This window comes from Petroclostridium sp. X23 (assembly GCF_030013905.1).
Lineage (GTDB): Bacteria > Bacillota > Clostridia > SK-Y3 > SK-Y3 > X23.
The window spans coordinates 2360915-2376104 of sequence record NZ_CP124862.1 but is presented as its reverse complement, the minus strand read 5'-3'; the positions used below and the strand labels follow the sequence as shown (position 1 = coordinate 2376104).

Genomic DNA, 15190 nt, shown 5'->3' with positions numbered 1-15190 from the left:
TATGCGCTTAGAAGTGGATAAGAAAATTAATATAAAAGAAATCCTCAAGGACCTTGCCGATTATACGCCTAAACGCCGGGGCTGGCACTGGAGGGACGGCGTGAATAAAACGCATAGGGTTGGTGATTTTGAGTATCATGAAGCCTCGGAACCATTGAAAAATTATGTACCTTTACCCGGAAGCAGAGGTTTTGAATATATCGATCCGCAACCTGATTGTGTCATTACTACCGAAATAGCATCAGGCAGATTTGAGGATGATATCAGGAGAATGAGAATGGCGGCATGGAATGGGGCAGACCATATCATGGTTATCAGGACTGCCGGCCAGTCACACATGGATTCTCTTATTGAAGGGACTCCTCAGGGCATCGGGGGGATTCCTGTTACTAGAAAACAAGTGCGCGCCACTAGGAAAGCTCTTGATTTAATCGAAGAAGAAGTAGGACGGCCGATAAACTTTCATTCATATATCTCCGGTGTGGCAGGCCCTGATATTGCCGTAATGTTTGCGGAAGAGGGAGTAAATGGTGTCCATCAAGATCCCCAGTACAATATTTTGTATAGGAATATTAATATGGTAAGAAGCTTTGTAGATGCATGTGAAGTAAAAAAAATTATTGCATGGGCGGGTATGCTTCAAATTGATGGTGCCCACAATGCCAATGCAACTGCCATGAAAGCCTGGAAGGTATATCCGGAGCTTATGGTACAGCATGCTATCAACAGTATTTTTTCAAGAAAGATAGGCATCAAACCGGAAAATATTGCGTTATCTACAGTTCCGCCAACAGCGCCGCCGGCTCCCTGCATGCGGCTTGATCTTCCGTATGCTGTTGCCTTGAGGGATTTGTTTCGCGGCTATAAAATGCGTGCACAGCAGAATACTAAATACATGGAGTCCGATATGCGTGAAGCAACAGTGACGCATACATTGAACATGGTTATTTCCAGACTCACCAGTGCGGACATCCAATCAACCATTACCCCTGACGAAGGACGGAATGTACCATGGCATTATAACAATATTGCTGCAGTCAATACCGCAAAGCAAGCGTTAGTCGGAATGGATGGATTGCGGGAAATGGTAAAAATCGATAGGGGCGGGATATTGGGCAAAGACGTTAGAGAACTCAAGGAAAGAGCTATTCTGCTTATGGAGGAGATCCTTGAAGTCGGAGGCTATTTTAATGCTGTTGAGCAGGGCTTTTTCATAGACAGTGGATTTTATCCCGAACGGAATGGAGATGGCATTCCAAGAAAGATAAATGACGGGACAGGGGCCGGGATGATCTTTGAGCGGGATCAAGATTACTTTGCTCCTGTATCGGTACATTACGGGTACAACAATATTCCTCCGGAATTTAAGAAGGCAACGGAGGCTATTGGAGGAGATACGTTTGAAGACCATTCAAAAATTATATTTATTGACGAATTAGATGAGAACGATAATGTGACGACTAGATTAAAAGAAGCGGAAAAATACTATGACACGAGTTTAATAAAACCGGAGGTTGAATGGCGGGCAGACGGGATAGTGGTAACAACCATTTTTCTGCCGGTGGATGAACGGACGGCAGAGTTTGCAGCTATAAAATGTGGAGAAGAGATGGGGTTGGAAGATGTTGCAGTGATCCATAAACAAATGCTGCACCCTTCAGAAGGTACGCTTGTAGAAATTAAAGGCAAGATAAAATTCGATATTAATTTAAATAAATTAGTGATACCTGAGAAAATTCCTGTATTATCTGAAAATGAAATCAGGAAGGATATTATGGAAAAGCCTATGACGGTGGTAGCTGCAACTGTAGGGGAAGATGAACACTCGGTAGGTCTTAAGGAGACACTGGATATCAAGCATGGAGGTATAGAAAAGTTTGGGATTAAGTATCATTACCTGGGTACATCCTGTCCGGTTGAAAAACTTGTAGATGCAGCTATTGAAACCAATTCAGACGCAATTTTGGCTTCGACGATTATCACCCATGATAATATTCATATTAAAAATATGCGGAAAATACATGAACTTTGTATTGAAAAAGGTATACGAGATCGAATTATACTGATTTCCGGCGGTACACAAGTAACACACGAATCTGCCAGAGAAGCCGGTATGGATGCAGGGTTTGGAAGAGGCTCAAAAGGAATCGATGTAGCTAGCTTTCTTGTGCGAAAAAGAAGGGAAATGAAGAATGAACATTGATGTGTTGGTAGCGGAAATTGGAAGTACGACTACGAAGGTAAATGCTTTTAATGATATTCATTCCGGGTGCCCGAAATTTCTTGGACAAGGGCAAGCACCAACTAGTGTGAATGATGGAGATGTTAATATCGGTCTTAAGAATGCTGTAAATAAGCTCCAACAAATCTTAGGCACACATAATCTAACCTGGAGTGAAATGCTGGCGACAAGCTCTGCTGCCGGGGGCCTGCGAATGAGTGTCCACGGCCTGGTATATGATATGACTGCCAGGGCAGCCAAAGAGGCTGCTCTCGGAGCCGGCGGAATCATCAAGATTGTAACTGCAGGAAAACTGAAAAGAACAGATATTGCTAAAATTAAAGAGATCAGTCCTAATGTCATTTTGATAGCCGGTGGAGTAGATTATGGGGAAAGAGATACTGGAATTTATAATTTTGAAGTGCTCGCGAAAGCATGTTCGAATATCCCCATGATATATGCCGGCAATATTCAAAATCAAGATGAGATCAGATTTACTGCTGCTGAAACGGGTGTGCATTTATATATAGCTGATAATGTTTATCCGAAAGTGGATATGCTTAACGTCGAGCCTACTCGGAAAATTATACAGGATGTATTTGAAGAACATATAATACATGCGCCAGGAATGACAAGTGTACGTACTATGGTAAACGGGCCTATAATGCCTACGCCTGGAGCTGTAATGGAAAGTGCCAAATTGTTATATGAAGTATTGGGGGATTTGGCTGTTTTTGATGTTGGAGGTGCAACAACAGACCTCTACTCTGTTACAGAAGGATCCAATGAGATCAATAGTATTCTTATAAGTCCGGAACCGATTGCAAAACGTACGGTAGAAGGGGATCTTGGAGTATATGTTAATATTCCTCATATAGTACAAAAGGTTGGATTGGAAGTACTAAAGAAGGAATTTCCTGACGCAGAGAGAAGGATTGCTAAAGCTATTCCGATTCCCCAAACTTCCGAGGGAAAGCGTTTTATAGAATATTTAACTTTAGCGGCTGTTCAAACTGCCTTGGAGAGGCATGCCGGGAAAGTCACTGAAACTTATGGTCCTTCTGGGAAACAGACCGTTGCTTGTGGGAAGGATTTAACTGCAGTTAAGTATATTATCGGGACTGGCGGTGCACTTACGCGTTTGCCAAAGAGAATGGAAATTTTGAGAGAAATCATATCAAAAGAAAAAGGTAATCACCTCTACCCTAAAAGAAGTACAAATATTTTAATAGATAATTTGTACATTATGGCTTCTTTAGGTGTTTTATCTACCAGGTACAAAGAAGCTGCAACTGTTTTGCTTAAACAAAGTCTTGCGATTTGAGGAATGAGAATATGAGACATCCAGTATTAATTATAGACAAAGAAAAGCTTAAATATAATACAAAATCAATTTTAAAGATGTGTAAAGAAGTAAATATTGAAGTCACGGCAGTAACAAAAGCTTGTTGTGGAAATCCGGAGATAGCTGAAATTTTTGTTGACTGTGGAGTACGGATTCTTGCTGATTCCAAGATTGAAAACCTGGAAAGGCTATCTAAATTTCAAGTTACTAAAATGCTGCTGCGCATCCCGATGCTTTCAGAAGTGGAAGATGTCGTAAGGTGTGCGGATATCAGCTTAAATTCCGAATTAAAAACCATGAAAGCATTGTCGGATGTAGCGCAAAAGACAGGGAAGAAGCACAACATTATCCTTATGATTGAGATGGGAGACCTCAGGGAAGGAATACTTGCGGAGGATGCATTGGAGTATGCGGAAAGGATATTACGGTTTGAAGGGATTAATTTATTGGGTGTAGGTACAAATCTAAACTGTTATGGCGGAATTATCCCGGATGAATATAATCTTTCACGGCTGGCTTCAGTAGCCGATTCTATTGAAGAGGCATATGGCATTCAACTGCAAATCGTTTCAGGAGGGAATTCGGGGTCTTTATATCTACTAAGGGATAAAAAAATGCCTTCCCGAGTCAATCATTTAAGAATAGGAGAAGCCATTTTACGTGGGATTGAAACTTCATTTCACAAAAAGATTGGCAATCTTCACTCCGATGTTTTTAGTTTGCGGACGGAAATTGTGGAGCTAAAAGACAAACCATCTGTTCCTTTCGGGAGCGCAGGGTTTAATGCCTTTGGGGAGAAAAAAAATTTTATGGACAAAGGGATCCTCAAGCGGGCAATTGTTGCTTGTGGAAGGCAGGATGTGCTTTGCGAACAAATTATTCCGCAAGATACAGGAATTGAAATAATAGGAGCATCCAGCGATCATCTTATACTTAATATTACGTGTGCCAATAGGCAATATGAAGTAGGAGATACTATTGATTTTTCTTTATCTTATGGGGCACTCGTAGCTGCATTTACCTCAGAGTATGTTCATAAAGTATTTTTCTAGTGTTTGAAATAAATTTGAGGTATTAATATTTGAAAGTTGTAAGGTTAGTTGCAAGGAACTCTAAAGCACAACTGATTACCTTGTATGTTAAAATGGAGGGGAAAATGTTTTTAAATCCACAAAAAAAACAGCATAATAGCACGCACCAAAACTCTGGCAGAAAGGGCCGAAGGGTTAAGCTATCAATTAAGGCTAAAATTATTTTTACGTTTATTGTTGTTACAATAGTGACAGCATGTTTAAATATTTCACTAATGGTTAATTCGGCAGATTTTAATAAACAGTATGATACCGTTCTTACGAATATTATCTATTCGAATTATATTTATGATCGTGTTGGTGAGATTAGTAATATGCTTGAAAAAGTTATTTTAGGAGATGTGGAATTAGAACAGGCGGGGCATAATCAAGCAATTAGTGAAATTCAGCAGTATACTCAAGCCATATATAACAATTTGGATGATGAGCAGGGAAAGGGTAAGATTGATTCAGTGGGAAGGCTGATAGGGACACTTAAAGAGAAAGTCTCCAAAGTAGAAGAGATGATCAAGAAAAATGAAGTTGCGCAATCCTTGCAATACAAAAATGAGGTTAAGAATATATCAAGCTTCGTTCGCAGTAATATCCAGCAACTCATATTGATTGAGTTGAAAGTAAGTGATGTAATGAAGGGAAATATTAATGCTAAATTTAAAAAGACAATAATAGCAAATATTATTATACTCATTTTAGTATTGATCTTTTCGATGATGAGTGTATGGGTGATATCTTCCAATATCGCAAAGCCTATAAAGGCTTTAAGTTTATATGCAAGGATGGTTGCTTCAGGAAATTTGAATATCCAGAAATTTCAGGTAAACACAAATGATGAAGTCACGGAATTAACAGAATCATTTAACCAAATGGTAGACAATCTCAAGAATATTATTCAAAAAGTATATGATATAAGCAGTATGGTGTATTCGGCGTCTGAACAGCTTAGTGATAGTGTACTGCAAAACAGTAAAGGGGCAGAGGAAATATCGGCTTCCGTTCAGCAGATGGCAGCCGGAATACATATGCAGAACGATGAGATTCGGAATACCGTTAAAGTGATGGGAAATATGCAGCAAACTTCTCTTGGTATAGCATCGGGTTCCGATAAGATTTTAAAGAATGCAAATCAATCTGTACAACTTGCCGGAGAGGGAAATATATGTATTAACCGATTCGTTTCTCAGTTTGGATTTGTTAATAAGGTTATTAAGGATGCATCAGATGCTACTGAGAGAATGCAAATCAGTTCGCAAGAAATGAATAAGATTCTAAATACTATGTCTTCTATATCGTCGCAAACCAATTTGCTATCGCTGAACGCATCAATAGAAGCGGCAAGAGCAGGTGAGGCTGGGAGAGGATTCGCGGTTGTTGCGGATGAAATTCGGAAGTTGGCAGAAGAATCTATTGCATCTTCTAAAAGAATTGGTGATATCATCAAAAGTGTACAATTAGAATCAGGGAGTATAAATAATAAAATGCATGAAAGTTTACAAGAGATATTAGCGGCAAATGAGATCGCTCAGAAAGCTAAGAATTATTTTGAGTCTATTGAACAATCAAATCAGGTGGTAAATAACGATATCCAGACTATCAATGTGGAACTAAAAAATTTATTGCAAGAGATTGAACATATTAATCAAAGTATGTCTCAGATAGGACAAATTGTCAGTATAAATGTTGCAGCCAGCGAAAACATATCTTCTATTGTCGAACAACAGACAGCAAGTCTTGAGGAAGTATCCTCTTCTGCTGCAATGTTATCGGATATGTCTGAAGAAATGAGTGTTGCAGTTAAAAAGTTTAAAATATAAGTAGTAGAATAACAAAAAGTGCGTTCTCAAAACTGAAGAACGCACTTTTTGCATATTATTACTGGTTGATTATCTTTTCAAAACAATCTTCAGGTTTTCATGCCGGTCGGGCCGTAAAACTCCTCCAATTCATGCACCTGTTCTTTTACTGCAGAAAGAATTGCTTCTAGATGCATCTGCATCAAATCTGCGGCGTGCTGCGGATTTCTAGCCTCTAACGCACTTGTAATTTTATCATGCTCTATAACATAAATACTTCCTCGTTCCCTGGTGAGTAAAGTTTCCATAGAAGACTCGATCTGTTTTTCTTCAAAAATCAGCATACTCAGCATAGCTTTGATGAATTTATTATGGCTGATTTCAGATACAATAGCATGGAATTCCAAAGCCGGATCGACCGGGTCACGGTTTTCGGCAACATAACTGTAATGCTGCTCAATCGATTTGCGTAAAGTAGCAATTTCTTCATCGGTGGCATACAGAGCCGCCAAACGAGCAGCTTCTATTTCAATTGCCTTACGTGCACGCAAGAGATCAATCAAATCAGCATATTCATTTACTTTGATGTTCTGTGCAGCCTCGTTTCGCATCTGTGCACGAGCAAGCCTCTCATCCATCATATTCAGCCAAGCCACTCCACCAGGAGTAAGTACACGTCCCTGATTGCTGCATAAAAGTGTATATTCCTTTGTATCCAAAAGCTTCAAATAGCGTCCGATAGTGGCAGTACTACAATCAATACCACAGGTGTCGAGTTCAGCCTTTAGAGCCCAAGAACCCACCGGTTTTTCCTTTTGACTAATTGATTTTGCTAAAAGATAAGTGAGCATATCGCTCTGCGTTTTAAACACACCTGTCTGCATCATTCTATTTTTTTTATTTGCTCCATTTTTCATACTGCTATCACCACGGTTTCATTATACAAAATCAAATTATTTTTTAGTATATTATTTTTTTTTGAATAATCATATCATACAGGCAGGAAATATTCAACCACATTATAAAAGCCGGTGTATGTCCTGCAATTCTTATATTTTGATTCTATTCCTAAACTTAAAAATATCATTTTATTTTGATGGGAAGCTACGCATGAGCAAACCTGCTAGTGCGTAGCTTCTTACAGCTATAAATTAATTCTTAATCTCTGAGGGAGGTACGATCTCACCATTGATTATCTTTTGCTTGTAACTTTCTACAATATCTTTGATTTCCTGCGGCACAGCCATCACACTGTCATCCGCAAAAACACAGTCTACAGCATCCTCGGCAAGACCTTGACTGATAACACCGGTTTCGAATTTGCCTCCGGCAACTTCTTTCATGGTATTGTAAAACCAGCTGCGATAGTTAGTGAAGTTAGAGCAGGGAACCTGGCCTGGAATAGCCATGCTCTCATCAACACAATTGCCAATCATGTATGTGGTACCGCCTTTTGCTTTGATAGCTTCGCGAATTCCCATGGAAGAAGAGGCACAAACCTCCAGAATGATATCATAGTTGTCGTTCAGCAGTGTAGTAGCAAGCTCTTTACCTTTGGTAGGATCCTCAAAAGAACCTACATATAGATGTGTTGCTGTGATGTTTGGATCTGCCTCACGGGCGCCGGCCTCGAAACCTGCGATGTTGCGAATGTTATCGCCAACCTCTGCGCCTCCAATAACAGCAACTTTACCTGTTTTAGTCATTTTAGCAGCAACGATGCCACTTAGGAAAGAGGCCTCCTGATCTTTGAAGTTCAGTGTCTTGACATTATCCATATCCAAGTCGCCGAGGATTTGAACAAAGTGCACATCAGGGTATTCGGGTGCAACACGTGACAAAGCATCCTGCATTTGAGAGAAGATGGTGAAAATGAGCGTGTAACCCTCATCACACATGGCACGGATACTGTCCTCGTATTCACCGGATTCCGGCTCAAGCACTTTGATCTCATAGCCAAAATCTTTACCACCCTCTTGGAGGCCGGCATAGCAAGCGTCGATTGGGCCGTTATCACCCAGCTTCTGAGGAGTGATCATGGCAGCTTTTAGCACAGGGGCCTTAGCCGTATTGTTCTCGGCAGGCGCAGGAGGTGCAGCATCGGAATTTGCCCCAGGATTGCTGGAACCGCACCCGGAGAAGATTGCCATGATTGATGCAATTACAACAACAAGGCTGATCAGTTTTACAAATGTTTTCATTTCATAACCCTTCTTTCTTTTATATTTCCAAATCCTACATTAATTAGCCTGCTCGGAAACATCTTTCACTATTTTTATTCTTTTAAAGTGATCGACGCGTATTAGAGTCAGGATAACTACTGCAAGATATGGTAGCATAAGTACAAGTTCTGAGGGGAACTGCATAAGCTGAACTTTGTTGGATATAGCTTCAGCCGTCCCAAAGAACAAGGTAATGGCGATAAGACGCAGAGGATTACCGCGAGCGAAAATAACAGAACCCAGCGCTATAAAGCCGCGGCCAACGGTCATCCCCTGCGTGAACAGATTTAAAAATCCCAACGAGATTTGTGTGCCTGCAAGGCCGCAAAGCGCGCCATTGATGAGATTGCAGATAAATCGTATTCTATTTACGTTGATACCGACTGTGGCAGCTGCTTGGGGTTTTTCTCCGCATGCAAGAATTTTTAGTCCAAACGGAGTGTGATACAGCACAATATAGGTCAGTATCGCGCAAATAAAAGAGAAATAGACGATCCATGTTTGGTTATTCAAAAGGTCGCCAATCACAGGTATCGAGGCAAGCATCTGTGATTTGATAAGAGGAATACCTGCGATCTTATCCGATACGATAGAGCCTGAACGATGAAAGATCTGTTTGAGCAGGAAAATGGAAAGTCCGTCAATTAGAACGTTCATGGCAAAGCCAACAACCAATTCGTCACCGCCTAGAACAGAAGTAGCCAGGTAAAATATTAGAGAAACAATGATTCCTACTGCAATGCCTATAATTACACTGAGCACCCAGTTGTGCGTAAAATAGCTGCATACAACAGAGAAGAAGGCACTCAACAACATAGAACCCTCAAGAGTGATGTTTGTTACACCGGCGCGGTCGTTGTATAGTGCACCGGTACCAGCCAATAGGATTGGAGCTGTCATACGAATGATGGCACCCAAGATCAATAGTTCAGGCATTCTCATCACCGTCCTTCCTTGAGTTTGGAAAGAGTTTCCTCAGTTTTTCATTAATCTTATCTAAGCCAACATATTTCGAAATCAGGCGAGCAGAGATAAAGCAGATGATAGTGCCTTGGATAACAGTCGCCAGTGCACGAGATATATCTGTGTAGCGTTCGACAGCAAGAGAGCCGGCTTTCAGCGCACCCATGAACAATGTTCCGGCAAGCGTGCCAAATGGAGTGCTGCTGCCCAATAGGGCGCAGAGAATGCCATCGTTGCCAAAGGAAGGAGCGAAGCCGGATTCAAAACGCCAGCGCATAGCCATAATTTCAATTGCACCACCCAGACCGGCTAAAGCACCGCTTATGAGCATGACAAGGATGCGCGTTTTATCTACATTTATACCACCATAACGTGCGAATTCAGGATTCATGCCACTCATTGAAATGTTGTAGCCAAATTTACTTTTTTTCATCATAAGGTAGAATAACAATATAACGGCAAGGCCAATAAGGATTGCACCGGTAAGTTGATAGCCTTTGAAGAGATTTGGGAATTGTGCTTGCTGGGCAATGCGTTCTGTCTTCAGACTATCGCCGTTTGTGCCGCTGGCTAAAAAATAATAGTGAACGATATAGTCGGTAATATAGATACCAACGTAGTTCAGCATAAGTGCAGGTACGATCTCGCTTCCGCCAAGGCGTACTTTGATGAATACCGGGATAAAAGCCCACATCGCGCCAAAGATCATGCTGACAATCATCATAACCGGTATAAGGATCATAGCAGGAAGGTTTACACAGGTAACACCGACGATAGTCGCTGCAAGACTCCCTACATAGAGCTGGCCATCGAGGCCAAAATTGAACATGCCCCCACGGAAGCTGAGTGCCGCGGCAACACCGGTAAACATCAATGGGGTTGCCCAACGCAGACTGGTCACGATTGATTTTGGTGTTCCGAATGCACCCCTAAACAGCGTACCAAATACATGAAAGGGGTCATATCCAAAGGAAATCACCATGATAAAGCCGATGATTACACCCAAAATAACAGCAGCAAAGGCTGTTTTAAGGCCAATGGGTTTTTGCTGGAATTCAAAGTTCATACATGATTCACCTCTTTTCTGATACCGGCCATCATCAGACCGATATCTTCTTCAGTGCTTTCTTGGGGAGTAGTTTCGCCCACAATCGTGCCTTTATACATTACAAGGATACGGTCGCTCAGAGACATGATCTCAGAAAGTTCGCTCGAGACAAGAATAATTGCTTTACCATTATCTCGCATTTTGATTAATTTCTCATGGATGAACATGGTGGCACCGATATCGACACCGCGGCTGGGTTGCGCAGCAATTAACACTTGTGGGTCACGGTATATCTCGCGGGCAACGATGGCTTTCTGCAAATTGCCGCCAGAGAGAGAGCCGGCCGAACTATTCAACCCGGAAAAGCGGACATCGAATAGTTTGTACTGCTCTTCAGCTATCTTCCCGGCCTTTTTATAGTTGATCAGTCCATGAGAAGTGTAGCTCGCATCGTCAAGGCCACCCATAATGAAGTTTTCCAGCAATGATGCGCCAAGTGCAGCTCCCATTGTCTGACGGTCTTCCGGTATATGCGCAAGGCCATATTGCCGGCGCATAAGGGGTGATTTTTTGTTATCAACAGTCTGCCCGCAAAGAGTGATGCTGCCGGTATATTGATTGCATATTCCTGAGAGTACCTCGATAAGCTCCGTTTGTCCATTGCCCTGGACACCTGCAATACCCACGATTTCACCTTTGCGTACATTAAAGGTTACATCATCAAGTGCCAACACACCGAACTTATTACGATAGCATAGATGTTCTGCAGATAGTACCGCATCCGTAGGATGTGCCTCTACTTTAGGAACCTCAAATTCAATCTCCTTGCCCACCATCATGGCTGCGATTTTCTTCTCGTTAACCTCACTGGTCTTTACCTGACCGACCATAGTGCCGTTTCGTAAAACGGTGATATTATCGGTAACACTCATCAGTTCTTTGAGTTTATGCGTGATAAGGATGACACACTTACCTTTCTCTTTGAGTAACACCAATGTTTTTAACAGCTGTTCGATCTCTTGCGGAGTAAGTACTGCTGTAGGCTCGTCCATGATGAGGATATCGGCACCAAGGTATAGTGTTTTTAAAATCTCAACTCTTTGCTGCATAGCTACCGGTATATCTTTTACAAGTGTTTTCGGGTCTACTTTCAGACCAAATTCCTCACCCAACTCACTGACGGTTTTGTTCGCTAAAGTAAAATCGAGAAGGCCACTCTTTTTACAAATCGGGCGTCCGAGCATGATGTTTTGGCCCACTGTGAGTGAAGGTACCAATGTAAAATGCTGATGTACCATACCTACACCCTTCGCAATTGCATTCTTGGGACTGTGAAAATGTACTTTTTCTCCGCTGATGAAAATTTCACCTTCATTGGCGCGATACATGCCATATAAAATTTTCATCAGCGTGGTCTTTCCAGCTCCATTCTCACCAATAAGACCATGAATACTGCCCCATTCGATGCCAAGCGAAATATTCTTGTTTGCCACAACACCAGGAAAGATTTTGGTGATTCCTTTTAATTCAACTGCATATGCCAAAGTCAATCCCCCTTTATTTTTCTGTTATCTTTGTTATTTATTTGACCACTGCTTAGGCACATACTCACCATACCCGGCTTCAGTTTTGATCTCACCGTCGTGATACACCATTTGGCCGCGTACGTATGTCTGCGTGACCTTGCCTTTTAGCCGGACACCTTGATATATGCCTTTTTTGCTCTTAGTCTTAGACAAAGACTTCATTCCATCATATGACCATTCCTTATGCATGTCTACTACTATTATATCGGCATCAGCACCCGGCAGTAAGCTGCCTTTTTTTGGGAACAGGTTCATGATGCGGGCTGCATTACCAGATGTGAGCTGAGCCAAGCGGGGCAAAGACAATCCGCGTTTATGAACACCCTCTGTAATCAGACCGGCCAGCATAGCATCGAATCCGCCAAAGCCACAGTATTCCTTCCAAAAACTACCCTCTTTTACCTTTTCTTCATCACTGTACGGTCCATGGTCTGAGCCGATGGTATCAATGGTGCCGTCCATAATATATTCCCACATTTTTTCTACATTTTCTCGACTTCGGATAGGGGGATTACATTTGGCGTAAGCTTTTTTCTCACGGAGGATGGATTTATCAAACATCAAATAGTGAGGACATGTTTCCACCGAAACGTCTATACCCTCCATCTTAGCTTTTTTTAGAAATTCAGCACCTTCAGCAATGGTCATGTGACAAATGTATAGCCGTGCGTTGTTAGCGCGTGCAAATAGAACTGCACGCTGAATAGCTTCCAGTTCTACCCACCAAGGCCGAGCGTCATCGTGCATAGCTTCATCATGACAGTTGGCGTATTCTAAGTCTTTGCTTCCAAAATCAGCTGCTTCAGCATTTTCCGCGTGCACACCGATTAGACCTCCAAATTTGGCCGCCTCCCGCATGCCCCTGACTAAATAACCATCGGTGATCTGAGGGTAATCAGCGTTTGCAAAGCTCATGAAGCCTTTATAGGCAACACAACCCAATTTATCAAGTTCGGCTAGGTTATCAATATTCGAAGGGATCAGCCCACCCCAAAATGCAAAATCCACAAAAGAGTTTTCATTTGCGACTTTAAATTTAAGATTGAAGCCTTCCTTTGTTGTTACCGGAGGAACACTTAGCGGCATATCCACTATAGTTGTTATTCCGCCCGCAGCTGCAGCCTGTGATCCATGATACCAATCTTCACGATAGTTTGATGGTGAAGGGTCCCACATATGTACATGGGTATCAATAACTCCGGGAAACAAAACCTTTCCCGAAACATCGATAACCTCTCCAATCCCCTCATATTCTCCAAAAATTATCGCTGAAATCTTTTCGTTTTCTACAATTAGTGTGCCTTCCATCACTCTATCGGGTAAAATGATTTTTCCGCCTTTAAAAATCTTTATGCTTTTTAACATATTGAACCCCTTTTTTAAAATGTTTTGCAAATAGCAGCTCATCATTGATGAGTAGTATATGTTTAGATTATCTTATTTTTTTGTTCTTGTCAATAATTTAAAAAAATATTGTTAATAATATATATTTTGGTTGATAATATTGACAATATATATATTGGTTGATAAGATAATAACTAATCACATGTGATGAGTCACGGACAATTTTTTAGAAAAATAGGAGGAGAGAACCATGATGAATGAAGATTCAGCATTAAATCCCGCTAAAATCTTCGTCAACCCGACTGAAGAGAGGTTTTCGGACCAATACCGCAAATGGCAGGGAATTCCCTCAATAGAAGTATCTGCAAAAGGACGAATATTTGTCAATTTTTATTCTGGACAGGAAGCTGAAGTAGGCGGAAATATAATGGTACTTTGCACTAGTGACGACCATGGTAATACTTTTAAGTCCTGTACAGCGGTAGTAGAACACCCGGATTCGGAATGTAGAATCTACGATCCGAATTTATGGATCGATCCACGCAATCGTTTATGGATGACTTGGACTCAGGCACGAGGGTTTAACGATGGCAGAAGTGGCGTATGGGTCTCAATTTGCGACAATCCGGACGCTGATGCGCTTGTATGGACAGAACCGCGCCGCATTGCCAACGGTATAATGATGAATAAACCCACGGTGCTTAAAAATGGTGAATGGCTTTTTCCCTGTGCCATTTGGTGCAACCAGAGCGGTAGTGTGCCCGCTGAGGATCATGGCCTACAGAATGAGCAATTCTCTAATGTTTATATCTCCCAAGATGAAGGGAAAACTTTTTCTCTTCGTGGCCATGCGGATATTCCCAATCGCAGTTTTGACGAGCATATGATTGTAGAAAAGAACGACGGTACCCTATGGATGCTGGTCCGAACCTTTGATGGCATTGGCGAAAGTTTTTCTACTGATGGAGGGTTCAACTGGACTCTTGGTCGTAAATCACATATTGACGGCCCATGTTCCCGTTTTCATATCAGGCGCTTAAAATCCGGTCGATTACTTATGATTAATCATTATAACTTTACCGAGCACATTGATATAGAAGATATTATGGCACAGGGCGATGTGAAAAGCTGGAAGGGGCGTTCGCACTTGACTGCTATGCTCAGTGATGATGACGGTGAAACCTGGAAGGGTTTTCTACTGCTTGATGAGCGCAATGAGGTATCCTATCCTGACGCAAAAGAGGCAGATGACGGTTTTATTTATGTGACTTACGACTGGGAACGAGTCTCTCAACGCGAAATCCTTATGGCACGTATTACCGAAGAAGATATTTTGAAAGGTAAATGCGAAACTCCAGGCACCGGACTGAAAATTCTTGTAAACAAAGCTATGGGAAAATAGCCTTTATTTGCAAACCTGCGAAGGGTATACTCTTGCACCGATATGGATAATAGCTTTCATACTCATGTTAGACAAGGCGATTATACTGATGGGGAAAAACAGGCGATATTAATAAAAAAACAACGTGAATTAATTCCATACATTTATATATTGCGAGCGAAAATGAATTTCCTATAAA

At 41.6% G+C, this 15190-nt stretch carries 11 protein-coding genes; 5 read left to right on the top strand and 6 right to left on the bottom strand.

Features of this window, described 5'->3' with window-relative positions:
- The first annotated feature begins 1 nt into the window (after nucleotide 1).
- The 4 genes from oraE to QKW49_RS11270 all read left to right on the top strand — a co-directional run bounded on the left by oraE (nucleotide 2) and on the right by QKW49_RS11270 (nucleotide 6468).
- Entirely contained in the window at nucleotides 2-2203 is a 2202-nt protein-coding gene (gene oraE / locus QKW49_RS11285) for a D-ornithine 4,5-aminomutase subunit OraE (RefSeq protein ID WP_282867632.1), read from the top strand.
- Nucleotides 2193-3545: a GlmL-related ornithine degradation protein gene (locus QKW49_RS11280; RefSeq protein ID WP_282867631.1), complete on the top strand. Its 1353-nt coding sequence runs from the start codon at nucleotides 2193-2195 to the stop codon at nucleotides 3543-3545. Before oraE ends, QKW49_RS11280 begins: the two co-directional genes overlap by 11 nt.
- An 11-nt stretch (nucleotides 3546-3556) precedes the next feature.
- The gene (gene orr, locus QKW49_RS11275; protein ID WP_282867630.1) at nucleotides 3557-4618 is read left to right on the top strand and encodes an ornithine racemase Orr; all 1062 of its coding nucleotides are present in this window, start codon (nucleotides 3557-3559) and stop codon (nucleotides 4616-4618) included.
- Nucleotides 4619-4722: 104 nt separating this feature from the next.
- On the top strand, nucleotides 4723-6468 hold the full coding sequence (locus QKW49_RS11270) for a HAMP domain-containing methyl-accepting chemotaxis protein (protein WP_282867629.1): 1746 nt from the start codon (nucleotides 4723-4725) through the stop codon (nucleotides 6466-6468).
- An 89-nt stretch (nucleotides 6469-6557) separates the two neighbouring features.
- Here the strand turns inward: QKW49_RS11270 and QKW49_RS11265 are convergent, their stop codons facing one another.
- From QKW49_RS11265 to allB, 6 genes are all read right to left on the bottom strand, one after another.
- On the bottom strand, nucleotides 6558-7364 hold the full coding sequence (locus QKW49_RS11265; protein WP_282867628.1) for an FCD domain-containing protein: 807 nt from the start codon (nucleotides 7362-7364) through the stop codon (nucleotides 6558-6560).
- A gap of 234 nt (nucleotides 7365-7598) precedes the next feature.
- A complete protein-coding gene (locus QKW49_RS11260; RefSeq protein ID WP_282867627.1) occupies nucleotides 7599-8648 on the bottom strand; it encodes a BMP family ABC transporter substrate-binding protein in 1050 nt (349 codons plus the stop codon).
- Nucleotides 8649-8687: 39 nt separating this feature from the next.
- Nucleotides 8688-9611 (bottom strand): ABC transporter permease, encoded by a 924-nt coding sequence (locus tag QKW49_RS11255; RefSeq protein WP_282867626.1) that lies wholly within the window; start codon nucleotides 9609-9611, stop codon nucleotides 8688-8690.
- Complete coding sequence (locus QKW49_RS11250; RefSeq protein ID WP_282867625.1) at nucleotides 9598-10698, bottom strand: ABC transporter permease; 1101 nt, start codon at nucleotides 10696-10698, stop codon at nucleotides 9598-9600. Before QKW49_RS11250 ends, QKW49_RS11255 begins: the two co-directional genes overlap by 14 nt.
- Complete coding sequence (locus QKW49_RS11245) at nucleotides 10695-12224, bottom strand: ABC transporter ATP-binding protein (protein WP_282867624.1); 1530 nt, start codon at nucleotides 12222-12224, stop codon at nucleotides 10695-10697. The genes QKW49_RS11250 and QKW49_RS11245 overlap by 4 nt, the downstream gene beginning before the upstream one ends.
- A gap of 33 nt (nucleotides 12225-12257) precedes the next feature.
- Nucleotides 12258-13676: an allantoinase AllB gene (gene allB, locus QKW49_RS11240; protein WP_282867623.1), complete on the bottom strand. Its 1419-nt coding sequence runs from the start codon at nucleotides 13674-13676 to the stop codon at nucleotides 12258-12260.
- 184 nt (nucleotides 13677-13860) lie between these two features.
- Here allB and QKW49_RS11235 point away from each other — a divergent pair, with 184 nt between their 5' ends.
- Entirely contained in the window at nucleotides 13861-15012 is a 1152-nt protein-coding gene (locus tag QKW49_RS11235) for a sialidase family protein (RefSeq protein ID WP_282867622.1), read from the top strand.
- The last annotated feature ends 178 nt before the right edge of the window (nucleotides 15013-15190 follow it).